This window comes from Enterobacter cloacae complex sp. S1, from assembly GCF_014930525.1.
GTDB classification, from domain to species: Bacteria; Pseudomonadota; Gammaproteobacteria; order Enterobacterales; family Enterobacteriaceae; genus Enterobacter; species Enterobacter hormaechei_C.
In genome coordinates, this window is record NZ_JADBRE010000010.1 from 57707 (window position 1) to 82912 (window position 25206).

Below are 25206 nucleotides of genomic sequence, written 5' to 3' on the forward strand. Positions count from 1 at the left end.
TTCCTGCGAAAAGTGTGATAAACGCGGCATTATGCCACAATTCCGAATTGAGATCCCGTGTTGCGGTAATCCACTAAACTTTAACAAAATCGAAAAAAATGTGATTTCGTACACATCTGAATTCCCAGTTAACGGGAATGCACATATAATGCGCTCCCATTACCGATTCAGACTTATCAACTCATCGCCAGAATGGCTTAGATACCTCGCATAACATGAACATGAAATTAACAACGCTTTTTGCGGCGGCGTTAGCCGTAGTAGGTTTTTGTAAGACCGCGTCTGCGGTGACGTATCCCCTGCCGACAGACGGAAGCCGTCTGGTGGGTGAAAACCAGGTGGTGACGGTGCCGGAAGGGAACTCTCAGCCGCTGGAATACTTCGCGGCGCAGTATCAGCTCGGTCTGTCGAACATGCTGGAGGCGAACCCGGGCGTTGACCCGTATCTGCCGAAAGCGGGTACCGTACTCAACATTCCACAGCAGCTGATCCTGCCGGATACCGTGCACGAAGGTATCGTGATTAACAGCGCCGAAATGCGTCTGTATTACTACCCGAAAGGCACCAACACCGTGATTGTGCTGCCTATCGGTATCGGTCAGCTGGGTAAAGACACCCCGCTGAACTGGACCACCAAAGTGGAGCGTAAGAAAGCGGGCCCAACCTGGACGCCGACCGCCAAAATGCACGCTGAGTACATTGCTGCCGGCGAACCGCTGCCAGCCGTTGTGCCTGCCGGCCCGGATAACCCGATGGGTCTGTACGCGCTGTACATTGGACGTCTGTATGCCATCCACGGTACTAACGCCAACTTCGGTATCGGCCTGCGCGTAAGCCACGGCTGCGTGCGTCTGCGTAATGAAGACATCAAATTCCTGTTCGATAACGTGCCGGTCGGTACGCGCGTGCAGTTCATTAACGAACCGGTGAAAGCGACGTCAGAGCCGGACGGCAGCCGCTACATTGAAGTGCATAACCCGCTGTCCACCAGCGAAGATCAGATCAACAACAACGAAATCGTACCGATTAAGCTGACCAGCGCGGTACAGTCCGTCACCTCTCAGGCGGATGTTGACACAACCATTGTTGACCAGGCGATTCAGAACCGTTCCGGTATGCCGGTGCGTCTGAACTAATCGTGAGAATTAAAAAAGCGGGCCGCGGGGCCCGCTTTTTTTTATCCGTTATTCACGATAACGATGCCGCCATGGTCATAGCGATAGTGACAATGGGCGTACTCCAGCGGCGTACCATCTTCAAGATAGATCACCTGCTCTACCTCCAGCACCGGATCGGTCTGTTCACAGATTAAGTGCTGCATATCCAGCGCATTTGGCTTCAGCGCCCGCACCACCCGATACGATCCCATGATCTTCAGCCCCAGCGTCTCCTGTACATACCGGAATACCGAACTTTCAAGATGGGTTTTGTTCAGACCGGGCACCAGATTGAGCGGCATTACCGTGGAGTCCAGAGACATCGGCTCACCGTTCAGTAAACGCAGACGGATAAAGTCATAGATCGGCGTATCCGGATTTATCATCAGCGATGCCTGCTCTTTCTCGTTCGGGAAGCGCAGTTCGAAGTGCACCACCTGGCTCGTCACCGTGCCTAAATGTTCCCAGGTTTTGGTCGCCCCGAAGTAGTCGCTGCCGGAGAGATCCCACTGGGAAAGCTGGAGGAAATTTTTGCGGATGAACGTGCCCTGCCCCTGTCGGGTATAGACCAGCCCTTCTACGATCAGCTGACGCATCGCCTGCTGAATGGTCATCCGGCTGGTGCTGAACTCCGCCGCCAGCGCGAACTGGTCCGGCAGAGGTTCATTGGCGGCGTACTGCTGGGTGATAATGCGTTTCTTAATTTCCCGCGCTATGGTGATGTACTTCGCCGCCATCGTCCTTCCTTAAATTAGTGTTCTGTCCCGCTGTTTTTCAACGCCACTCGCTCGGCAACTTTGAGGAAAGGCAGGTAGAAGAATACACCAAATACGATGATTGCCAACTGCACCACCACCGCCCGCCAGTCCCCCGCCGTCGCCAGCCAGGCGCTGAGGATCGGCGGGGTCGTCCACGGGATCATCACCACGCAGCGCGACATGAGCCCCAGCGTGGTACAGAGCCACGCAAAGTAAATCCCGATAGCGGGCAGCAGCACAAACGGGATCATCAGCGGCAGGTTAAAGACTATCGGCAGGCCGAAAATCACCGGCTCGTTGATGTTAAACAGACCCGGCGCCAGCGACAGACGCGCCACCTGCTTCGCTGATTTCTGTCTTGAGAAGATGAAGATAGCAATCAGCAATGAGATTGTGCTGCCCGTCCCGCCCACCATGCCAAAGGTCGGCACAAAGATGTTGTTGATGATGTGCGGGATCGGCTGGCCGTTGGCAAAGGCCAGCATATTCTCATTGGTATTGATCAGCAGGAATGGCTCCAGCACCACGCTGTTGACCACCGACTGATGAATACCGAGCGTGAACAGGAAGTTACCGAAGCTGTAAATGAAGATCGTCCCGGGCAGACTGGTGTTGATCAGCCGCAGCGGCTGCTGAATAAATGTCGTAATGAGATGGATCAGATCCGTGTGCAGCACGTTCGCCAGTATGGCCGCCAGCACCGCAAACAGGGAGAGCGTGAGGATCGTCGGGATCAGCGCGGTAAAGGATTTGCTCACCGCTGGCGGTACGTTCTCCCCCAGCGAAATGTGCAGCGCCTTCAGCCGTGAAATGGCGATAAACAGCTCGGTTGAGAGCAGCCCAATCAGCACCCCGGCGAAAATCCCGGTGGAGCCGATATTGGCGAACGTCAGCACCTGGGTAACGTTTACCGTGGCGTCGCTGCCGACGGGGGTAATCTGTAAGCGCATCGGCATCATGATGATGAAACTGCTGACGGCGATAACCACTGCCGAGACCGGATTGTCGAAATCTTTGTTGCGCGCTAGCGACCAGGCGATCATCGGCGCCAGCAGCAGCGCGGCGATGTTCAGCGTGCCGTTGATGATCGCCTCGCCCCACACCTTAAACTGCGTAAGCGTGTCGCCCGCAAAAATCCACGGGAACACCACGTTATTCACCAGCACCGCCAGACCGGCAAGGATGAAAATCGGCATTACCGTGGCGAAGGCATCGCGCAGGGAGCGAAGATGCACCTGGTTTGCCAGGCGCGCTGAGAACTCAACAAATTTATCGACAAAAGACTGCATGTGCGGTGTTATTTTTGTTTCAGACATAGCGGATAGTTCCCATCAATCAGTCACAAAAACGGCCCGGCAGCGTACGGCTTACATCTCGCGTCCGTTGGTATGGATAACCTGTTTTAACCACGCATAGCTCTTCTTCGGCACGCGCTTCAGGTCTTTCAGGTCGTGATTTTCACGGTTGACGTAGACCACGCCGTAGCGCTTGCGCATGTCACCCTGCGAGCTAAGAATGTCAATCAACCCCCAGCCGAGATAGCCCAATACCTCTGCCCCGTCCTCGAACATCGCCTCTTTCATGGCCTCGATATGCGCCCGGTGGTAGTCGATGCGGTAGGTATCCTCTATGGGGTTTACGCCATCCCAGGACTCAATCACCCCAATGCCGTTCTCAATCGGGAATACTGGCATCCGCCAGTCGTTGGCATAGCGGGTGATGATGGTGCGAAAGCCCAGCGGGTCGATCTGCCAGTTCCACTCGGTGGCCTTCAGGTACGGATTGTTTTTCTCGCCGTGCAGCAGGTAATAGTTCACCGGCGTGCCTTCCGGGATGGCATCGCTGTCCAGCGTTTTGCTGGCGTAGTAGCTGAAGGCCATAAAGTCGTTCTTCGTGCGCGCAAACAGCGCGAGATCGTCTGCGCGGTAGATATCGCCGAAGCCTTCCTGCTCCACCACCGCCATCACCGCCGGGCTGTAGCCCTGGCCCGCGAAGACGCGCAGCAGGTTCTGGTTGAGGAATTCGTCGTACTGCTGGGCGCAGAAGATGTCACGTGGTTTGCAGGTGGCCGGATAAATCAGCTGGTGCGCCAGCATGCCGCCCATCAGCTTGCCCGGCTTAGTCTGGTGCAGGTACTCGGTCAGCGCCATGTGCGCCACCATGGTGTGATGCTGCACTTCGTACAGATCGCGCAGGGTTTCCTCCCCCTTCATATAGCCGGAGATGCGAAAGGCTATCGGCATGTGGAAAATATTCTGCTCGTTAAAGGTCAGCCAGTACTTCACCCGGTCACCGTAGCAGTCGATCATCTTTTTGCCGTAGCGGATAAACGCCTCCACCACGCGACGATCGTTAAATCCGTTGTACTCCTGCGCCAGCGCCAGCGGCATATCGAAGTGGTAGAGGCAGACCATCGGCTCGATACCGCGGGCGATCAGATCGTCGATAAAACGGTCATAAAACGCGATGCCTTCGGCGTTGAACTCGCCGTCACCCTGCGGGCAGACGCGGCTCCAGGAGATCTGGAAGCGGTAGCAGTTCATGCCCAGATCCTGCATCAGGTCGAAATCTTCCCGGTAGCGGTGGTAGGAGTCGGTGGCCACTTTCCAGTCAGAGATATTTTCACCGGCTTCGCGAATGTCATACACCGACATCCCCTTTCCGCCCTCATTCCAGGCCCCTTCCGTCTGCATGCTCGACACCGAGTTGCCCCATAAGAAGTTGGCTGGCAGTGATTGATTCATGGTTGCCTCCTATATGACTAGTCATTTAAATGATATGACTAGTCATATAGCCGGAGATGAAATTTCGATCAAAGGGGAGGAACGATTTTTGTGAGATGGGTTTGAATAATGACGAGGGATGTCTTGCGAACTGCGCCCTGGCAGCAAGTCATATTGCTGCCAGACGTAAATGAGTCTGCGCAATTCAGGGGAAAGATACCGAACCGCCGAACTCCATATAGATTTTTGCCAGATTATTTAACTGGTTAAAGCGATTTTCATACAGTGCCAGTTCGGCCTGACGGCGTTTCTCCTGAGCATCAAGCCAGAAAGAAATTCGCACCGCGCCCTGGCGATAGCGAACTTCGTTTAACCTCTCTGATTTTTTCGCCAGTTCCAGGCCTTCACGTAGAAGCGTCTCCTGTTCCAGGAGTTGATGACGCAAAGCAAGCGCATCTTCTATGCTACTCATCGCCTTGTAAAGTTCCTGTTTAAACTCCAGAACCCGTTGCTCGTAGTCGTTGCGGGCAATCTTCACGTCCATGCCCCTTTCTCTCCATTCCAGGAACGGCAGGGTCAGGTTTGCTCCAACAGAGCCTACAGGATTTTCCAGGAAGGCCATAAGGCTGCTGCTGCTGGTGCCAAGCGAGCCGGTCAGACTAAACGCTGGATAAAATGCAGTACGCTGGACATCAACGGTGGCCAATGCTTCCCGTACCCGCCACTCTTTAGCGCTGATATCGGGTCGATGCCGCAGCACGTTGACCGGGATCTTTCCACTGACCTGCGGCAGTGGTCCCATTGGTAACGTTTTCGGTTCGACTATCGCGCTGCCCGGCGCGGTTCCAAGCAAAACGGCTTGCTGATTGAGCGCCTGTAAACGTTCATTCTTCAACGCCGCCAGCCTGTTTTCCTGCGAAAGCACGCCCTGCTGAGCATCCACAACATCCAGAGAGGAGGCACCGCCCGCGGCATAACGCGCGTTAGCCAGGCGCAGCGTCTCTTTTGCATAGTCGATGCTTTGTTGCAGGACAGACAGCTGCTGGTTAATAAAGCCTAAGCGCCAGTAATTATTACTGGCATTTGAAAGCAGCGTCAGGCGTGCAGAACGCAGATCCTCTTCCGAGGCAAAACGTGCCCACGCCTTCGCATCGCGCTGCCGCGCTATTTTGCCCCACAGATCCAGCTCATAGCTGGTATTAATACTGGCAACGCTGCCCCTGCTCCAGTGGGCTGAGCTGTTCAGCTGTTTTTTACCGTCAAGCGCGAGCGAACCTTTTAGTCCCGGATCGTTTGTGATGCCAATCCGCTCTTCTTCCAGGCGGGCGCGATAAACACGCAATACTGCTCCAGCGACATCGTTATTGCGCACCATCACCTGCCGCAGCCAGCCGTCGAGGTCTGGATCGTTAAAGGCCTGCCAGTCGAACGGCATCCTCTCCTCCGCAGCATCCGCCTGATACCAGTTGGCAGGGTATTTCACCTCAGGAGGCTGATAGTCGCTCTTCAGAGAGTCGGCGCAGCCAGCACTAAGCAGGACAGCAAGGCATACCGTTAAAGGGGATAATATTTTCATGGGTTACTCGCTGGCCAGTGAAACGACCGGATCCATCCTTGCTGCCTTGCGGGCAGGGAGATAACCAAAGATCATGCCGATTAAAGTTGAGCAGAAGAATGCGGCAGCAGCGGCCTGCCACGAATAAATGGCGGTGAAAATGCCCCCTGCCAGCGCGGTGAACAACGCTCCGGCGGCATACGACAGTGCAATACCTAACACTCCGCCTATTAGACATACCAGCACAGCCTCAATCATAAACTGCTGCATGATATCGCCCTGACGCGCACCGACCGCCATTCGTACGCCAATCTCATGGGTCCGTTCCGTAACCGACACCAGCATGATATTCATCACCCCAATGCTGCCGATCATCAGCGAGATGCAGGCCACCATCAGAATCAGGATGCTAAAGGTCATTGAGGTCCGTTCTATTGATTGTCGAATCTGCTCGAAATTATAAAGCTGGAAGTCTTTCACGCCGTGGCGTTGAGTGAGAAGCTGAGAAATAGCGCTGACCGCTGCCTCGTTGGCAACATCATCCTTAAGCCTTACGCTGATGCTGGTCAACACCGGTTTTCCTGTCATTCGATACATCACCGTGCTGTAAGGCATCCAGACGTTAATGCGATTAGGCGCATAGCTTCGGCTGTTCCCTTTGGCGATGCCGACAACCCGTGCAGGCACGGAACCCAGAAAAACGATTTGCCCAAGTGCCTTGAGTCCCGCATCGTCAAATAACGCCTTGCGGGCGTTTTCATCAATGATGACTTCCTGCGAGGCATTTCGATCGTCCTGGAAAGTTGATCCCTGCAACAGTTCAATACCGTTTACGCGAAAATGATCGCGCCCAACGCCATTGATCGTGGCGGTAGCGGATTTACCCAGAAAGCGAATGTTGTCGGAAGCGTTAACTTCGGGGCTGACGCTGTCAACAAACCCCTGCTTTGCTAATGCTTCGGCGTCTGCCGGGACGAGTGTACGAATGGCTTCAGTGCTGTCGTCAAAGAAATCCCTTCCCGGGTAGATGCTCACCACGTTGGTTCCAAGCTCCTTGATATTATCAAGGGTTCGCTGTTTCGCGCCTTCACCCAGTGCCACCACCGTAACAACCGCGGCGATACCAAAAATAATGCCCGTCATGGTTAACGTCGTGCGCAGGCGATGCGCATTCATCGCTTTTAACGCCATGTGCAGGGATTCACGGGTGCGGTCAACAATACTTTGCCACCAGCTTTGCTGAACGCTGTCAGGTCGTTTAAGGGCAACCCCGGAGGTAACACGACTGCCGGTATCAGAAATAATTTCACCGTCACGCAGCTCAATAATACGGTTAGCATGCTGCGCTACCTTCATATCATGTGTCACCATAACCACGGTATGGCCACGCTGATTCAGTTCACTGAGTATTGACAGTACCTCCTGACCGGACTGCGTATCCAGCGCGCCGGTGGGTTCATCCGCCAGAATGATTTCACCGCCGTTAATCAGCGAGCGGGCAATACTCACACGCTGCTGCTGGCCGCCTGAAAGCTCTCCCGGCTTATGATGTTCACGACCTTCCAGCCCGAGTCTTCCAAGCAATGTCGCCGCGCGCAGACGGCGCTTTTCGCGCTCACTATTGGCATAAATCGCCGGAATTTCAACGTTACTTAACGCGCTCAGGTCGGGCATTAAATGATAACGCTGGAAGATAAAACCGATGTGCTCACGGCGGATCCTTGCCAGATCGTCAGGTGAAAGCTGGGCGGCATTTTGACCGCTGATATAGTAATCGCCACAATCAGGGACATCGAGACAGCCCATAATATTCATCAGGGTTGACTTACCGGAACCGGAGGCGCCGATGATCGCGACCATCTCCCCAGCAGCGATAGTCAAATCAATCCCTTTAAGCACGGTGAGATCCTGTCCACCGTTCCTGTAGGTGCGGCTGATGCCCTTGAGTTCTATGATATTACTCAAGATACAAACCCTTCCCCGGGCGCTTTTTCACCCGGCTGCGATAACACAACATGTTCCCCGACTTTTACACCGTCCAGGATCTGGATATCCACACTGTTAGTAATGCCGGTTTTGACCTCACGGGTTTCCAGCCGCTTATCACTGGTCAATATCTGCACCTGCTGCTTGTTGCCACTCACCTTGTGCACAGCCTGAATCGGCACCAGTAACGTATTTTTAGCTTCTCCAGCCAGCAAGGTCACCTGTGCTGTCATGGCAATTCGCAGCCGATTTTCTGGATTGGGGACATCCAGCAGCGCGTTGTAGTACACCGAAGCATTTGACGTGCCTGACCCTGAGGCTGAGCTACTGCTGGCAAGGCTATCATCTTTCATAACCGACTCAGGTGCCAGTTCAACGGTACGTAACGTGGCGTCATAATGCTTATCCGGCTCAGAGAAAATGGTGAATCTGGCTTTCTGTCCCGGTGAAATTCGCGTGATATCCGCCTCAGAGATCTGGGCTTTAATTGTCATCACGTCCAGACGCGCGAGTTTGATAATGGTCGGCGCACTTTGGCTGGAGTTAACCGTTTGGCCCTGTTGGGTGACAACGGCAATAACAATGCCGTCCATGGGAGCAACAACTTTTGTATAACCCAAATCGACCTTTTTCTTGTCGACATCAATTTGCGCCTGGACGAGTTTGGCATTCAGTGCCGATAGCTCAGCGCGGGTACTGGCCAGCGTGGTTTCAGCCGTTTCGAAATCTTCTCTCGAGCTGGCATCCTCATTTAACATCTGGCGCTGGCGCTTAAAACGCAATGAGGCTTGCTTCAACTGCGCCTGCTTAGCCTGAAGGTCCGCTTTTACCACGTTGAGAGCAGCTTCTGCGTTGCGTAAATCATTCCGCTGCGGCACGTCATCAATTTCAGCGATGAGCTGCCCTTTAGTGACACGATCGCCTAACTTCACCTTCAGCGACTTAACCTGGCCAGAAACCTGTGCCCCAACGTTGACCCGCTCAATCGCATCAATTCGACCGGTAGCAAGTACGGCGTTTTCAATATCGCCGATGCGTACTGGAGCGGTAACATACTCAGGAACCTCGGGGCTTCTCAGGAAGAAAAACAAGGCGATGCTAAAAATAATTAGCAGAGCCGCAGCACAGGTCATTACGCGTCGGGGAGGGAATTTTGTTAACATTACGCAGGTTTTCCATAACGATAAACAGCAGTGAATCAGGCATCATAGTAACATCGCCAGTATTTACGGGAGGTAAACCCGCGCTATTTGGTGAAGTAGCGTCATCGTAGACCCCCGCCATCAATTACACAGAATCACCAGGTCCGCCTGTAAACCGCCGCAAGCGTGGGATTTTGTGCCTAAATCCACAGAGTCCCCTTTTGCTGAGCCCCACCTGCGATTTTTCCCATAATCGATTCATTGTGCATTAAGTGCTTAATTATAGTTGCAACTCACATATGATAATAGTAATTATTATCATTAGCATTTGCACTGATGGTTTATCTGGCAAGGTATACAGAGGTATCAGGAAACAAGCCTCTCCAGGTTTGTTGAACGGTCTCACACTCAACAAATGCATCTGAACACCGCGGCGTGGCAGCACGACGCCTGGGCTGTTCAAAAGGACAACGGCGCGTAAGCGTTAATGGAAGCCGGGACAAGGAATTCCCGATTCACCAGCCTACGTCACGGAATAGTCAGCGACAGGACCGTTCGTAAGGCTGGTGAAACTCAAAAAGGACGCGGCGTCTGTCAAAGCAGGCTTAACGAAAATTAACGTCCTGCTGCTGGCATATGACTGCGTCGACTTCCTGATTTAGTTCGTCAAGCGGAGAGGGATTTTCTCATGCGTATTTTGTTTGTAGGCCCGCCTCTCTATGGGCTGCTGTATCCTGTGCTGTCTCTGGCACAGGCGTTTCGCGTTAACGGCCATGAAGTGCTGATCGCCAGCGGAGGAAAATTCGCCCAAAAAGCGGCAGAAGCAGGGCTGGTGGTATTTGACGCCGCACCCGGTTTTGATTCTGAAGCTGACTATCGCCGCCGCGAGGCACAGCGAAAAGAAAGCAACATCGGCACAAAAATGGGCAACTTCTCATTCTTCAGCGAAGAGATGGCCGACCACCTGGTGGAGTTTGCCGGACACTGGCGGCCCGATCTCATCATCTACCCGCCGCTCGGCGTCATCGGGCCTCTGATTGCCGCCAAATACGATATACCGGTCGTAATGCAAACCGTCGGCTTCGGCCATACGCCCTGGCATATCAAAGGCGTAACGCGTTCGCTCGCGGACGCCTATCATCGCCACGGCGTTGGGGCCGCACCGCGCGATATGGCCTGGATCGACGTAACACCACCGAGCATGAGCATTCTTGAAAACGACGGAGAACCCATTATTCCCATGCAGTACGTCCCGTACAACGGCGGCGCGGTGTGGGAACCGTGGTGGGAGAGGACGCCCGACCGTAAACGTCTTCTGGTGAGTCTCGGTACCGTCAAACCGATGGTCGACGGCCTTGACCTGATCGCCTGGGTGATGGATTCCGCCAGTGAAGTCGATGCCGAGATCATCCTGCATCTTTCGGCCAATGCGCGGTCGGATCTGCGCTCACTGCCCTCAAATGTTCGCCTGGTCGACTGGATACCCATGGGAGCCTTCCTGAACGGCGCAGATGGCTTCATTCATCATGGTGGCGCGGGCAATACCCTGACGGCGCTGCACGCCGGTATTCCACAGATCGTCTTCGGCCAGGGTGCCGATCGCCCGGTAAATGCCCGCGCTGTTGTCGAACGCGGCTGCGGGATCATCCCCGGCGACGACGGCCTGTCGAGCAGCATGATCAATGCTTTCCTCGACAATCGCGCGCTTCGCGACGCCTCTGAAGAGGTAGCGGCGGAAATGGCAGCGCAACCCTGTCCCAGCGAGGTGGCGAAAAGCCTGATCGCGAGGGTACAGAAAGGGTAGCCACTACGCCGTCATGACGATCATACGCCAGCACGCATCCAGGAGATACGCCCGTAACAATGCGGGACCGGATCGGGCTGGCGCTTTTTTTTGCACAGCGATCCGACTTGGATCCTATTGTTTACAGACGGAGGAGGCTTAATGCCTGCGACTCACTCTCCCACTCCTGCGCGGTCCTGGATAGTTCGCCTGGCACGCGTGTGCTGGGAACGTAAGAAACTTAGCATCATCGTAGTGGTAGCGTCGGTCTCGACCATTCTGCTGGCCGCGCTGACGCCGTTGCTGACAAGGCAAGCGGTGAACGACGCGCTGGCGGGCAATCCGACTCGTCTGCCGTGGCTGGCCTGCGGGCTATTGCTGATTGCCTTTTTTGATTTCATCGGTAACTACGTGCGCCGCGGTTATGCCGGGGAGCTCTCGCTCTGGGTGCAGCACACCCTGCGAGGACGGGCATTCGACAGTATTCAAAAACTTGACGGCGCAGGCCAGGACGCACTGCGCACCGGGCAGGTGATTTCACGGACCAACAGCGATCTGCAGCAGGTGCATACCCTGCTGCAGATGTGCCCGGTGCCGCTGGCGGTGTTCACTTATTACATTGCCGGCATTGCCGTGATGCTGTGGATGTCACCCGCCATGACGCTCATCGTCGTGTGCGTACTGGCGTGCCTGGCGATCACTGCGCTGCGCGCGCGTCGCCGGGTCTTCGCGCAAACCGGGCTGGCCTCGGACCGACTGGCAAATCTCACCGAACATATGCGCGAAGTGCTGGCGCAGATCTCAGTGGTAAAATCCTGCGTGGCGGAGCTGCGTGAAACACGCTGGCTGGATCGCCAGTCGCGGCAGATGGTGCGGGTACGCATCGGCGCGGCCATCTCGCAGGCGATGCCAGGTGCCACCATGCTGGCGCTACCGGTGCTCGGGCAAATCGTCCTGCTGTGCTACGGCGGCTGGTCGGTTATGCACGGGCGCATCGATCTCGGCACCTTCGTGGCGTTTGCCAGCTTCCTCGCGATGCTGACCGGGCCAACCCGTGTACTGGCATCGTTTCTGGTTATCGCCCAGCGCACCCAGGCGTCCGTGGAGCGCGTGTTTGCTCTGATCGACACCCGTTCGCAGATGGAAGACGGGACGGAGGCGGTTAACGGTCAGGTTATCGGGCTGCAACTGGAGAATATGAGCTTCGAGTACCGTGGCGGCAGACGCATCCTCAGCGATGTCTCCTTTTCCCTGCACGCCGGTGAAACCGTGGCGGTAGTGGGCGCATCGGGTTCCGGGAAATCCACGCTGCTGATGCTGCTGGCGCGTTTTTACGATCCCAGCGCCGGAGAGATATGGCTCAACACCAGCGCAGGCCGACAGAACCTCCGCGATCTCAGGCTGGAGGCGCTTCGTCGTCGGGTAGGCGTTGTGTTTGAGGATGCTTTTCTGTTTGCCGGTACGGTGGCGGAAAATATCGCCTACGGGCACCCTCAGGCAACGGCGGACGACATTCGCCTCGCGGCGAGGGCAGCAGGAGCCAGCGATTTTATCAACGCCCTGCCGAAAGGTTTCGATACCCAATTAACCGAACGCGGTACAAATCTTTCCGGCGGACAGAGGCAGCGAATCGCGCTGGCACGGGCGCTCATTACCGCGCCGGAAGTGTTGATCCTCGATGACACCACCTCGGCGGTCGATGCCGGTACTGAAGCGGAGATCAACACCGCGCTGAGTCGCTATGCTGACGAAAAGCATATGCTGCTGGTGATTGCCCGACGCCGTTCGACGCTTCAGTTAGCCAGCCGGATTGTGGTGCTGGATAAGGGCCGGGTGGTGGACACCGGAACCCAGGCAGAACTTGAAGCGCGCTGTCCGGCGTTCCGCGCGCTGATGACCGGTGACGGCGATTTCCTCGCGCCTTCCCACAGTGGGCCTAACGGATTGTGGCCGGCCGTACCAGCGCCACAAGACGATGCGGCGCAGACGGGGGATAAAGGCTTTGTCGCCCGTATGACGCGCGTGCCGGAAAATGCAGTACAGCAGGCGCTGGCCGGTAAAGGCCGCAAAGTCACGTCGCTGCTGAAGCCCGTGGCGTGGATGTTCGTCATCGCCGCCCTGCTGATCGCCCTCGATTCGGCGGCAGGCGTCGGGGTACTTATACTGCTGCAGCGCGGCATTGACTCCGGCGTTGCCACAGGCGATATGTCGACTATCGGCCTCTGTGCCCTATTCGCCCTGTGCCTGGTGGCCGTGAGCTGGTGCTGTTATTCACTACAGACTGTCTTCGCCGCCAGAGCGGCAGAGTCAGTCCAGCATACGGTGCGCTTGCGCAGCTTCGGCCATATGCTGCGTCTTGGTCTCCCCTGGCATGAAAAGCATGTCGATTCGCGTCTGACCCGCATGACCGTAGATGTGGACTCTCTCGCCCGCTTTCTGCAAAACGGCCTTGCCGGTGCAGCCACCAGCCTGGTGACAATGTTCGCCATCGCCGCCGCCATGTTCTGGCTCGACCCGCTCCTGGCGCTGACGGCATTAAGCGCGGTGCCAGTGGTCGCACTGGCAACCTGGATTTATCGCCGCCTCAGCTCCCCTGCTTATGCGCAGGCGCGGCTGGAAATAGGCAAAGTCAACAGCACCCTGCAGGAGAAAGTCTCCGGCTTGCGCGTTGTGCAATCGCATGGCCAGCAGGAACAGGAAGCCGCCCGGCTGCGCGCGTTATCGGATCGGTTCCGTGCGACCCGCGTACGTGCGCAAAAATACCTTGCCGTCTATTTCCCGTTCCTGACCTTCTGCACCGAGGCCTCCTATGCCGCCGTTCTTCTGGTGGGTGCATCGCGAGTCGCCGAAGGCGAAATGACCGCCGGGGTGCTGGCGGCTTTCTTCCTGCTGCTGGGGCAATTCTATGGGCCAGTGCAGCAGTTATCAGGAATTGTCGACGCCTGGCAGCAGGCGACGGCCAGCGGCAAACATATCAATGAACTGCTGGCGACCGAAGGCACAGAGAACATCGAGCCCTCTTCCGCACCGCCCGCCACCGGCGCGCTGCATCTTGATGAGGTCACGTTCAGTTATCCCGACAGCCCTGAACCCGCGCTGAACAAACTTACCCTGACAATCCCTGAGGGAAGGGTCGTCGCGGTCGTTGGTCGCAGCGGTGCGGGTAAGTCAACGCTGATTAAGCTGATCGCCGGATTGTATTCCCCCACCCACGGCAGGATCAGCATTGGCGATCGGATAATTGATGATGCCTCGCTTGCCGATTACCGTCGCCAGATTGGGCTGGTCGATCAGGATGTGGCGTTGTTTAGTGGTGATATCGCGGAAAACATTCGTTATTCACGGCCATCCAGTACCAATGACGACATTGAGATTGCCTCTCAACAGGCAGGGCTGTATGAGACGGTGCGCAATCTGCCGCAGGGATTCCGCACACCGGTGAATAACGGCGGTGCCGATCTGTCCGCAGGTCAGCGCCAGCTGATTGCGCTGGCCCGCGCACAACTGGCGAATGCTCACATCCTGCTGCTCGATGAAGCCACGTCACGCCTGGATCGCACATCCGAAGAGCGATTGATGTCATCGTTAACAGACGTCGCGCACGCCGGGAAGCACCTGGCGCTGATTGTGGCGCACCGTCTGACCACCGCGCAGCGCTGCGATCTGATTGCCGTTATCGATAAGGGGCAGCTTGCGGAATACGGCACCCACGAACAGCTGTTAGCGGCCGGCGGCCTCTACACCCGCTTGTGGCATGACAGCGTCGGCAGCTCTGTTCCCCATCGCCACCACGACATCACGGGGGAAATCGTGGAAGAGTAATTGCGCACGTAAGACATTACAAAACACGCGCTAAAGCGGCTGTTCCCGGAATAGCCGCTTTAGCTATTTATACTGACACCCTTCATATTCAAAGAGAGTGAATGCTGAACATGCAACAACATCCCTCTGCTATCGCCAGGCTGCGCAGCCAGCTGGCAGCAGGCCACATTGCTAACCTTTCTGACTTCTGGCGAGACGCTGAGTCGCTAAATGTACCGCTGGTGACGCCAGTCGACGGAGCGAAAGACGAGCGTGATGTGACATTTCTGTGGCGCGCCAGGCACCCTCTACAGGGCGTTTATCTGCGTCTGAATCGGGTGACGGATAAAGAGCACGTGGCGAAAGGGATGATGACCGCCCTTCCCGCGACGGATATCTGGACTCTGACACTGCGTTTACCCGCAAGCTACTGCGGCTCCTATTCGCTGGTGGAAATCCCCCCCGGCACCCCGGCCGAGACGATTGCACAGTCCGGAGGCCGCTTTGCTACCCTCGTCGGGCACGCCGATCCGCTAAACAAAACGCCGGGGATCAACGTTCGGGGAAGCACACAGGAGTCGGTGCTGGCGCTTGATAAAGCCCCCGCCCAGTCCGAATGGCGCGGCGGGTCACCCAGCGGACAATTGCTTACCTCGGCGCGCACTCTCGCCGGGGAATCGCGCCGGGTTCGGCTCTATCTGCCGGACGTTGATGTTTCGCAGCCCCTCGGCCTGGTGGTACTGCCCGATGGTGAAACCTGGTTCGATCACCTTGGCGTATGCGCGGCAATTGACGCCGCCATAAACAACGGACGCATCGTGCCTGTGGCTGTACTTGGCATCGACAATATCGATGAACACGAGCGAACTGCGATACTCGGCGGGCGCAGCGAGCTGATAAAGGATATCGCCGGCCAGTTGTTGCCGACGATCCGCGCCGAACACCCACAGCGGCGATGGGCAGACCGTTCGCGCACCGTGCTGGCCGGACAGAGCCTCGGCGGGGTCAGCGCGCTCATGGCCGCTCGTTACGCACCGGAAACGTTCGGGCTGGCGCTCAGCCACTCCCCTTCGATGTGGTGGACGCCAGAGGGTGCCAGCCGGCCAAACGTGTTCAGCGAAACCGATACGTCATGGGTGAGCGAACATCTGCTTTCTGCCCCGCCGCAGGGCGTGCGCATCCGCCTGTGCGTGGGATCGCTGGAAGGTTCGACGGTACCCCACGTTCAGCGGCTGCATCAGCAGTTGCTTACCGCTGGCGTCGACAGCCATTGCGCAATGTATACCGGGGGGCACGATTACGCATGGTGGCGCGGCGCACTGATTGACGGGCTTGGTTTACTCCAGGGTTGACTTGACCCGCGAACACTTTCAGGCAACTGTACAGGCTTCCTGAATAAAGAAAATGTCACCTGCGGAAAAGGAATAAACATCAGATGTATGCCCGCGAGTATCGCCCAACACGCTCACGCAAGGCGCTTGTCACTCTTCTTTCTGGTCTCACCCTTATCTGGAATGCGCACGCTTTCGCAAAGCCGGATATGCAGCCACTGGGGCCGAATATCGCCGATAAAGGCTCTGCGTTTTACCATTTCAGCGTCAACTCGTTCGACTCCGCCGATGGCAGCCGCCATTATCGGGTATGGACGGCCGTGCCAAATAAAGCCGCACCGGCGTCGGGCTACCCGATTTTATATATGCTCGACGGCAACGCAGTTATGGACCGCCTGAACGACGACCTGCTCAAACAGCTGGCAGAAAAATCACCGCCGGTGATTGTGGCTGTCGGGTATCAGACCAACCTCCCCTTCGATCTCAACGGCAGGGCCTACGACTATACGCCAGCAGCAGAAAGCGGCAAAACGGATACCCGCAACGGGCGTTTTAACCGTAAGAGTGGGGGTAGCAACGACTTCCGCCAGTTACTGGAAACGCGTATAGCGCCAAAGGTGGAACAGGGATTGAATATCGATCGGCAGCGTCGCGGCCTGTGGGGGCACTCCTACGGCGGCCTGTTCGTGCTGGATGCATGGCTGTCTTCCCCTTATTTCCGGACGTATTACAGCGCCAGCCCGTCGTTGGGCAGAGGCCATGATGCGCTACTGAGCCGCATCACGGCGGTTGAGCCGTCGCAATACTGCGCCAGGCGCCTGATGATAATGGAAGGTTCGGCGACACCGGGCGATAACCGGGAAACGCATGCTGCCGGAGTGCTGACGAAAATTCATGCCACCCTCGCCACGCTGGAAGATAAAGGCGTCAATGCCGCCTTTTGGGATTTCCCAAACCTGGGACACGGGCCGATGTTCAACGCCTCCTTCCGCGGAGCGCTGTTAGATATCAGTGGTGAAAACGCAGGTAACACAGCAGGCTGTCATTCATTAAGCCGCTAAACACTGCCCGCCTTGACGCGGGCAGTACACCTGTAACACTACGATCAGAATGACGCGGTAACACCGGCATAATAAGCCCGGCCAGGCTCGTTATAGGTATTCGCCCCTTCGGAAGATCGGTAGATCTGTTTATCTAAGATATTGCTGACACCAACGTTAAGACGCAGATTTTTATTAATATCGTAATTGAAGTTCGTCCCCACCAGCGAATAAGCGCCCAGCTCTTTACCTGACAGACCGCCAGTATCTTCACTACGAGTTTCCGAATGAGTACGCGGTTTTTGTCTGCCGTATAACGTCCAGTTGACGCTGGCAGAGAACGCCTGGGTGATGGTCCAGTCAAGCGAGTTATTAATGGTGTATTTGGGGATGATCGACAGCGGGTTACCGGTGTCTTTTTGCTCCGAGGTGATCATCCAGGTGGCATTGGTATTCCAGTTCAGACGATCTTTCACCAGCGGGAACGCCATGCTGGCTTCGATACCGTCCACCAGCGCTTTCCCGCCGTTCTGCCACTGGAGAATATATGCGCCGGAAGCGGTTTGCCCGATAACATTATCGCCGGCCACAATCTTATTCTGGTAGTCATTGCGGAAGTAGGTCACGCTGGCATGGTAATCTTCCCAGGCGAACTCCAGCCCAATTTCTTTATTGATGCTGATTTCCGGATCGAGATCTTTATTACCGATCAGGTAGCAGCCGCCCGATGTAATATCTTTTGGACAACCGTTGCCTTTCGAGTAGAGCAGATAACCTTCGCTGGATTGATACAGGTTTGGTGCTTTAAAGGTTCGGGCAATCCCCGCTTTGACTTTGAAGTAATCCCCCAATTCCTGCGAGAGGTTCAGGCTGGGGCTGAAGTTACCGCCGGACTCGTTGAGATAATCAAAGCGCAGGCCGGGAATGATATTCGTGCCGGGAACCGGCTCAATATTATCTTCAATATACAGCGCACTGATTTGGGAATGGTTTTTACTGCTGCGATCCGCAGCCGAGCCAGAAATGCCGCCGATATCACTGTCATCCACGGTCAGGCTGGTAGAGGAAGGATCGTCGAGCTCATCGCGGCTCCACTCCGCACCCACGGTCAGCGTTTGATCGACCAGCGCATTCAGCGGAATATTAAGCTCGCCGCTGGTTCGCCAGGAGCTCAGGCGATTGGTCGTGAACTTTTCATCCGCTGAAATACGCCCTTCACCGCCACCGGATAATCCTTCATTCATGCGGGTGTTATTGGTTTTCTCGTAATAGACACCAAAACGGCTTTGACCCCAGTCCCAGATACCATTATGTGTAACGCCATAATTCTGCCGGTACAGGCGGTTCGTCTCTTCGCCGGATTTCGCCAGGCTTTCAGTGACGGCACTGGAAGAACTATTTTGCGTATCGCCCGCATAGATATTCCCCTGACGGCTATATCCGGCTTCGAAATCGATAATTTGCTGCGGATTTAATTTCCACGAGACAACGCCGTTAATATCTTTGTTGCGCACCCCTTCATGCCCGGCCGCGTTTTTCGTACCGGCCGAGGAGTTAATATCCCAGCTGTCGGCATCGGTTTTATTCAGGTTTCCGTACAGGCGCATGGTCAGCGCATCGCCAGCCAGCGGCCCGCTAAGGCTGAAGTTGGCGCGACGCGTAGCGCCTTCGTCGCTGCTTTCCGGCTGGTTGGTGTATAACGACAGCGAACCGTGCCAGTCGTTAGTAGGGCGTTTGGTAATGATGTTCACCACCCCGCCCGCTGCGCCCGAACCGTAGCGTGCCGCCGCAGGGCCGCGGATCACTTCAATACGCTCAACCTGTTCCGGTGGCACCCAGTTGGTGTCGCCGCGGGTATCACGCTCTCCACGCCAGCTATAACGCACGGCGTTGCGCGACGTCACCGGTACACCATCAATTAAAATTAAGGTGTTCTCCGGCCCCATGCCGCGAATGTCGATCTGGCGGTTATTACCACGTGTACCCGAGGCGCTGTTGCCGGTCAGATTGACACCGGGCATTTTGCGAATAATATCGGAGAGATCATTGACCGGAGGGTTCTTTTTAATATCTTCGCTGGTAATAATCGACACGCCCGGCTGCTGTTTGAGTACCTGCTCAGCGGTGGCTTCCACCACCAGGGTCTCGTCGTTATCATCGGAGGATTTTGCCAGTGATACCTGACTGTTCAACCCTGCCAGGAGCGCAGTGAGCGGCCAGAAGATCTTGATAATTCTCATACCCATTCCCTAATACATGCCTAACGCAAAAGTGATCGATCGTTAAGCTCACATCCTTGCCAGATATTTTAAACTGCCATTATTTTTATAATAAGAATGATAATTAATATCATTTGAGGAGGATTAAGGCAATCCTTAATACACGGATGCGCGCATTAATGAAACGCACGCATTGGCCCGGAGTGATTCTTCCCGGGTACCGCCCTGTGCGTTCGTAAAGCTGGCATACTGAAACTGCGGAAGAAGAGAACAGCCCATTGGTATTTCGTGTAGTGACATAACGTTAATATGTCATTACAAGGGAACGCAGCCCCGGTAAGCGCAAGCGCCACCGGGGAAAGAAAGGTTATTGTTGCGCTAACTGATTGCGACGGTACTCGCCCTGGCGCTCCAGCATCCAGCCAGGATACTCGCGCGGCAGCGCGCTGACCGCATCCAGCTGTTTCAGCTCATCATCGCTTAGCTGAACGCCGGTTGCGGCAATGTTGTCATCCAACTGATCGACGCGTTTCGCACCAATAATGACGCTGGTCACCGCTTTCTGGTGCAGCAGCCACGCCAGCGCGATTTGCGCCACGGAAACGCCTTTACTTTCGGCGATGGTACGCATCACGTCCACGCAGTCGAAGGCGCGATCTTTATTCACTGGCGGGAAGTCGAACGCCAGGCGACGACTACCGGCCGCGCTCTGCCCGTCGCGATCGTATTTTCCGCTTAGCAGACCACCCGCCAGCGGGCTCCATACCATCAACCCGACGCCTTCGCTCTGCATCATCGGCACCAGTTCGCGCTCAAGGTCGCGCCCGGCGATGGTGTAGTACGCCTGCAATGAGGCAAAACGCGCCAGCCCCAGACGCTCAGAGATGCCGAGCGCTTTGGCAATCTGCCATGCCGCCCAGTTCGAGACGCCGATATAGCGCACGTGACCGTGCTGCACAAGATTATCCAGCGCGTAAAGCGTCTCCTCGATGGGGGTCGCGGGGTCGAAACCGTGCAGCTGATAGAGATCGATATGATCCAGCTGCAAGCGACGCAGGCTCTCCTTCACGCCGCTGATGATGTGATAGCGCGAGCTACCGCGCGAGTTCACCCCCCGCTGTGCCGGTTTCACCGAACACCTTGGTGGCAACGACCACGTTTTCGCGCGGAATTTTCAGGTTCTTCAGCGCCTGCCCGGTGATCTCCTCTGAACGCCCTTCCGAGTAGACATCTGCCGTGTCGATAAAATTGATCCCGGCGTCCAGCGCGCGGCCCACCAGCTGCTCGGCGTCGCTTTGCTGAAGCTGACCAATTTTGCCCCACATGCCGCCTTCACCGCCGAAGGTCATGGTGCCGAGGCAGAGTTCAGAAACAAACAGTCCGGTATTGCCCAGTTTTTGATAACGCATAACGCTTTCCTCGCATGTCGATTGGATGTCTGTTAGTTATACCCGCCCCCCAGCCATCGCGAATGTGGCGTTCCTGTCCGTTTCTTGCCCAATCCTCTGAATCTATCCGCGCGGGGCGTCGCCAAAGACGCTGTAGTCTGGCAACCGCACCTGCTGATATGGCTCCCAGCCGCCGCCGAGGGCTTTGTAGAGCGCCACCAGATCAAGCGCGCTCTGCACCTGCGCCTGCGCCCGCTGCTGTTCGGCCTGAGCGAGCTGACGCTGGGCGTCCAGCACGTCAATAAAGCTGGCGATCCCCTGCCGGTAGCTGTCGCTGGCGAGATCAAAGGCGTTTTGCAGCGCGTCGATGGTTTTCGCCAGGCCCGCTTCACGCTGCTGGTCGGTGCGATAGCTCACCAGCGCGTTTTCAACGTCGCCGAGCGCCGTCAGTACCGTCTGGCGATAGTCCAGCACTGCCGCCCCCTGCTGCGCGCGCGCCACCTTGACGCTGGAGACCAGCCGACCGCCCTGGAAAATCGGTATGGAAACCTGCGGGCCAAAGCTGTAGAAGTGGCTGCTCCAGTCGGTCAGCCAGTTAGATTCACTGTTGCGCAGGCCAAACTGTCCGGAGAGGGTAAAGCTCGGGAACAGCTCTGCCACCGAGACGCCAATCTGCGCCGTGGCGGCATGGAGATTCGCCTCGGCTTCGCGCACGTCCGGGCGACGGCGGGCCAGCGTCGACGGAATACCGGTCTGCACAATATCTGGCAGGGCAGGCATCGGCTGCACGGATTGCAGTTCGGCATCCAGCGCGCCCGGCGGTTTGCCGAGCAGGATCGCCAGCCCGTTCATCGCCTGGCGTTCCTGCGCCTGATACTGCGGCAGCTGCGCTTCAAGATTGCCCAGCTGCGCCCGGGCATTTTCCACGTCCATCTGCGGCGACAGCCCGCCCCGCTGGCGGCTTTCGGTCAGATCCAGCGTCTGCTGTGCGCTTTCAATTTGCGTATTAAGCGTGGCAATGATGCTCTGCGCCCCACGCAGCTGTAGCCACGCCCGCGCCACTTCGGCTTCCAGCGAGACCAGCGCATCGTTACGCTGCTCGATCGCCGCCCGCTGCTGCGCCTCAGCCGCTTCTACCTGACGGCGCACCTTGCCCCACAGGTCGATTTCCCACTGGGCGTCGAAGCTGCCCTGATAGAGGTTTATCGGCTGCGTCAGCGGGCCTAACGCGCCCCGCAGTTCAGGATCGACATTATTCAACTGGTCATACACGCCGTGGGATTTCAGCTCCCCTTCCAGCCCAAGCTGCTGGCGCGTCGCCTGCACATTGCCATTCACCGACGGGAAAAACGCCCCGCCGGCCTGGTTAATCTGTTCGCGCGCGCCGGCAATGCGTAATACCGTTTGCTGTAGCGTCAGATTCCCGGCGATGGCGCGTTCAATCAGGCTGTCGAGCTGCGGCGAGCCGAAGGTTGTCCACCAGCGCGGTTTAGTGGCCGCGGAGGAAGTTTGCGATTTCACCGCGCTGTCGCCCTTATCGTTCCAGTGCGTGGTGGCGGGCGGTGCAGGCTGTTGGTAGTCCGGCCCGACGGCGCAGCCCACCAGCAGCATCATTATCATCAGGGGGTGTAAACGTCTGTGTATCATCAGTGTGCTCCTGCACTCCCCTCGCTCTTAACCGGCGAGAGCAACAAACAAAACGGAATCAGTAATAGGGCCACCGCGCTCAGAATGGTGAATACGTCGATGTAGGCCAGAAAGCGCGACTGCTCGATCATCGTCTGGTACATCCGCCCGGTGGCAATGCCGGTCGGATCGCCCACCTGAGTGGTGAAGTTCTGGATCGCCTGGGCGCTTTCGCGAATCGCCAGCTGGAACTGCTCGTTAAACGGCGAAGCGTGGTAAGCCAGATGCGCGCTGTGCGCCTGCGAGCGCTCGGTGATCGCCGCCGTCGAGAGCGAAATCCCAATCGAGCCGGCCACGTTGCGGAACATGGTAAACAGCGCCGCCGCGTCGGCGTTAAGCCGCCTCGGGATCGAGATAAAGGCGATGGTGGTGAGGGGCACAAACAGGAATCCCAGTCCAATCGACTGAGCGCTGCGGAACAGCACCAGCGTTTCGAAATCGATATCCGGCGTCAGCGTGCGGGACCAGAAGAACGACACCGCCAGGCAGGTAAAGCCGAACGCGATGATCCAGCGCGTCTGCACCACCGGCATCAGCTTCAGCACCAGCGGGATGGTCAGCACAATCAGCACCGCGCCGGGCGAGAGCACCAGCCCGGACCAGGTGGCGGTATAGCCCAAATCCTGCTGCGCCAGCTGCGGAATAACCACCGAACTGCCGTACAGGATCATCGCCATCCCCGCCATCAGCAGGCTGGAGATCGCAAAGTTGCGGTCCTTCATACAGTGCAGATCCACCACCGGCTTTCTGGCATACATCAGCCAGTAGATCGCGCCGATAATGCCGACCAGCGTCAGTACTGCGAAGGTGCGGATAAAGTTCGAATAGAACCAGTCATCATCTTCGCCCCGGTCGAGCATCACCTGCAAACAGCCAAGACCGAGGGCGATCAGGCCGATCCCCGTCCAGTCGACGGTGAGCTTCTCTTCCGACTTTTTCTCCCACGGCGGATCTTCCAGCAGCTGATAGATGGCCAGCACCGTCACAATCCCTACCGGGATATTGATAAAGAACACCCAGCGCCAGGAGTAGTTATCGGTGATCCAGCCCCCCAGCGTGGGACCGAGTACCGGCGCGACGATAATGGCAATGGATGAAAGGCCAAAGGCTTTGCCCCTGTCCTCCGGCTTGAAGTAGTCGAGTAGCACCGACTGCTGGGTAGGCTGCAATCCGCCGCCAAAGAACCCCTGCATCACGCGGAACAGGATGATTTGCCATAGCTCGGTGGCGATGCCGCACAGGAACGAGCAGATGGTGAACATCACAATGCAGATCAGAAAGAACTGCTTGCGACCAAACAGGCGGCTCAGAAAGGCCGAAATCGGCAGCACGATGCCGTTCGCCACCAGATAGCTGGTGAGCACCCAGGTGGATTCGTCATAGCTGGCCGAGAGCGATCCCGCGACGTGGGGCAGCGCCACGTTGACGATGGTGGTGTCCAGAATTTCCATAAACACCGCCAGGGTGACCACAATCGCCACCGCCCACGGGTTACTGGCGGGCTTCCAGTTATCGTGGCTGTGATCCGTCATTCCACGGTGACCTTCGGTTCAACCGACAGCCCCAACGGCAGCGGCTTGTTCGGATCCAGACCTTTATCAATGACGATTTTCACCGGCACGCGCTGAACGATCTTCACAAAGTTACCGGTGGCGTTTTCCGACGGGAAGGCGGAGAAGCGCGAGCCGCTGCCCTGCTGGATGCTGTCGATATGGCCTTCCAGCTCCATATCCGGCCAGGCATCGACGGACACGGTCACTTTGTCGCCCGGCTTCATGCGCTCAAGCTGCGACTCCTTGAAGTTCGCCACCACCCACACGTTCGGGGAAACCAGCGAGAACAGCGCCGTACCTGCCTGCACCAGCGTACCGGGCTGGACGTTGCGTTTGGTGACAAAACCGTCGAACGGGGCGCGGACTTCGGTATAAGAGAGGTTCAGGTTGGCGGTTTCCAGCTGCGCTCTGGCCTGATCGACCTGCCGTTCGCGGGCTTCGACGTTGGTCTCCTGCTGGCGGATTTGCAGCTGAACCTGCTCCGCCACTTCCAGCTGCGCCTGCGCGCTGGCCAGACCCGCCTGGGCACTCCGCAGTTGAGCGTTCGCGGCATCGATACTTTGTTGCGTGGTCGCGCGCGGGTCAACGCCGCGCTGACGGCGGTACTCCGCCTGCGCGTTGGCCATATCCGCCTGGGCTTTCAGTACCTGGGCTTTGGCTTCATCGCGCTGAGCGGGATATTGCACCTTCGAGAGCGCCAGCTGCGCCTGCGCCTGATGCAACTGCGCAATCGCCAGCCCAAGCTGGGCCTGGGCCTGATCGCGCTGGGCGGTGGTATCACGCGGATCGATCACCACCAGCACATCCCCTTTCTTCACGCGCTGGTTATCCCGCACGCGAAGTTCGGTAACGTAGCCTGCCGTTTTTGGGGCAATGGTTACAACGTCGCCGTCGGTGAAGGCGTCGTCGGTGGTCTCTTCGTTACGGGTTAAAAACCACCAGACCAGCGCCACAATCACCATCACGATGACCACGATGCCAAGGATAATTAACGGTTTTTTCCCCGGGCGCTTGCGCTCGTTATTGTTTTGATCCTGCTCGTCAGCAGGTGGGTTTTGATCTTCTGCCATAGTTCAGCAACGGT

Annotated in this window: 15 protein-coding genes and 1 pseudogene; 5 read left to right on the plus strand and 11 right to left on the minus strand. The window is 56.9% G+C overall.

The genetic code is table 11. The features are described 5' to 3' along the window. Positions 1-215 precede the first annotated feature (215 nt). Positions 216-1136, plus strand: coding sequence for a L,D-transpeptidase (gene ldtB / locus IM290_RS08945; RefSeq protein ID WP_015571042.1), 921 nt, complete (start codon positions 216-218; stop codon positions 1134-1136). A gap of 41 nt (positions 1137-1177) precedes the next feature. Here ldtB and IM290_RS08950 read toward each other — a convergent pair whose 3' ends face one another. From IM290_RS08950 to IM290_RS08975, 6 genes are all read right to left on the minus strand, one after another. After that, positions 1178-1894, minus strand: a complete 717-nt coding sequence (locus IM290_RS08950) for a GntR family transcriptional regulator (protein ID WP_193041674.1) — start codon at positions 1892-1894, stop codon at positions 1178-1180. A gap of 14 nt (positions 1895-1908) precedes the next feature. Beyond that, positions 1909-3231 (minus strand): PTS sugar transporter subunit IIC, encoded by a 1323-nt coding sequence (locus IM290_RS08955; protein ID WP_040117415.1) that lies wholly within the window; start codon positions 3229-3231, stop codon positions 1909-1911. 51 nt (positions 3232-3282) lie between these two features. Then, entirely contained in the window at positions 3283-4659 is a 1377-nt protein-coding gene (locus IM290_RS08960) for a glycoside hydrolase family 1 protein (RefSeq protein WP_047364631.1), read from the minus strand. A 184-nt stretch (positions 4660-4843) separates the two neighbouring features. Continuing rightward, on the minus strand, positions 4844-6214 hold the full coding sequence (locus IM290_RS08965; RefSeq protein ID WP_041910708.1) for a TolC family protein: 1371 nt from the start codon (positions 6212-6214) through the stop codon (positions 4844-4846). A 3-nt stretch (positions 6215-6217) separates the two neighbouring features. Beyond that, positions 6218-8158 carry a MacB family efflux pump subunit gene (locus IM290_RS08970; protein ID WP_032647803.1) on the minus strand — a complete coding sequence of 647 codons (1941 nt, stop codon included), beginning with the start codon at positions 8156-8158 and terminating at the stop codon, positions 6218-6220. Continuing rightward, a complete protein-coding gene (locus IM290_RS08975; protein WP_039271269.1) occupies positions 8155-9342 on the minus strand; it encodes an efflux RND transporter periplasmic adaptor subunit in 1188 nt (395 codons plus the stop codon). Before IM290_RS08975 ends, IM290_RS08970 begins: the two co-directional genes overlap by 4 nt. A 667-nt stretch (positions 9343-10009) precedes the next feature. On the opposite strand from IM290_RS08975, the gene iroB reads away from it, so the two are divergent. From iroB to IM290_RS08995, 4 genes are all read left to right on the plus strand, one after another. Next, entirely contained in the window at positions 10010-11125 is a 1116-nt protein-coding gene (iroB, locus tag IM290_RS08980; protein ID WP_017384908.1) for a salmochelin biosynthesis C-glycosyltransferase IroB, read from the plus strand. Between the two features lie 141 nt (positions 11126-11266). Then, a complete protein-coding gene (iroC, locus tag IM290_RS08985; protein WP_193041675.1) occupies positions 11267-14926 on the plus strand; it encodes a salmochelin/enterobactin export ABC transporter IroC in 3660 nt (1219 codons plus the stop codon). 101 nt (positions 14927-15027) lie between these two features. After that, positions 15028-16257 carry an esterase family protein gene (locus IM290_RS08990; RefSeq protein WP_045615134.1) on the plus strand — a complete coding sequence of 410 codons (1230 nt, stop codon included), beginning with the start codon at positions 15028-15030 and terminating at the stop codon, positions 16255-16257. Between the two features lie 83 nt (positions 16258-16340). Further along, a complete protein-coding gene (locus IM290_RS08995) occupies positions 16341-17297 on the plus strand; it encodes an alpha/beta hydrolase (protein ID WP_047746833.1) in 957 nt (318 codons plus the stop codon). Positions 17298-17341: 44 nt separating this feature from the next. Here the strand turns inward: IM290_RS08995 and iroN are convergent, their stop codons facing one another. The 5 genes and pseudogenes from iroN to IM290_RS09020 all read right to left on the minus strand — a co-directional run bounded on the left by iroN (position 17342) and on the right by IM290_RS09020 (position 25192). Beyond that, positions 17342-19516, minus strand: coding sequence for a siderophore salmochelin receptor IroN (iroN, locus tag IM290_RS09000; protein WP_026080738.1), 2175 nt, complete (start codon positions 19514-19516; stop codon positions 17342-17344). Positions 19517-19862: 346 nt separating this feature from the next. Next, a pseudogene (locus tag IM290_RS09005) lies at positions 19863-20904 on the minus strand (aldo/keto reductase). A gap of 102 nt (positions 20905-21006) precedes the next feature. Continuing rightward, positions 21007-22530 carry an efflux transporter outer membrane subunit gene (locus IM290_RS09010; RefSeq protein WP_193041676.1) on the minus strand — a complete coding sequence of 508 codons (1524 nt, stop codon included), beginning with the start codon at positions 22528-22530 and terminating at the stop codon, positions 21007-21009. After that, entirely contained in the window at positions 22530-24101 is a 1572-nt protein-coding gene (locus IM290_RS09015; protein ID WP_015571056.1) for a DHA2 family efflux MFS transporter permease subunit, read from the minus strand. The genes IM290_RS09010 and IM290_RS09015 overlap by 1 nt, the downstream gene beginning before the upstream one ends. Beyond that, complete coding sequence (locus IM290_RS09020) at positions 24098-25192, minus strand: HlyD family secretion protein (protein ID WP_032653048.1); 1095 nt, start codon at positions 25190-25192, stop codon at positions 24098-24100. Before IM290_RS09020 ends, IM290_RS09015 begins: the two co-directional genes overlap by 4 nt. Positions 25193-25206: the final 14 nt, after the last annotated feature.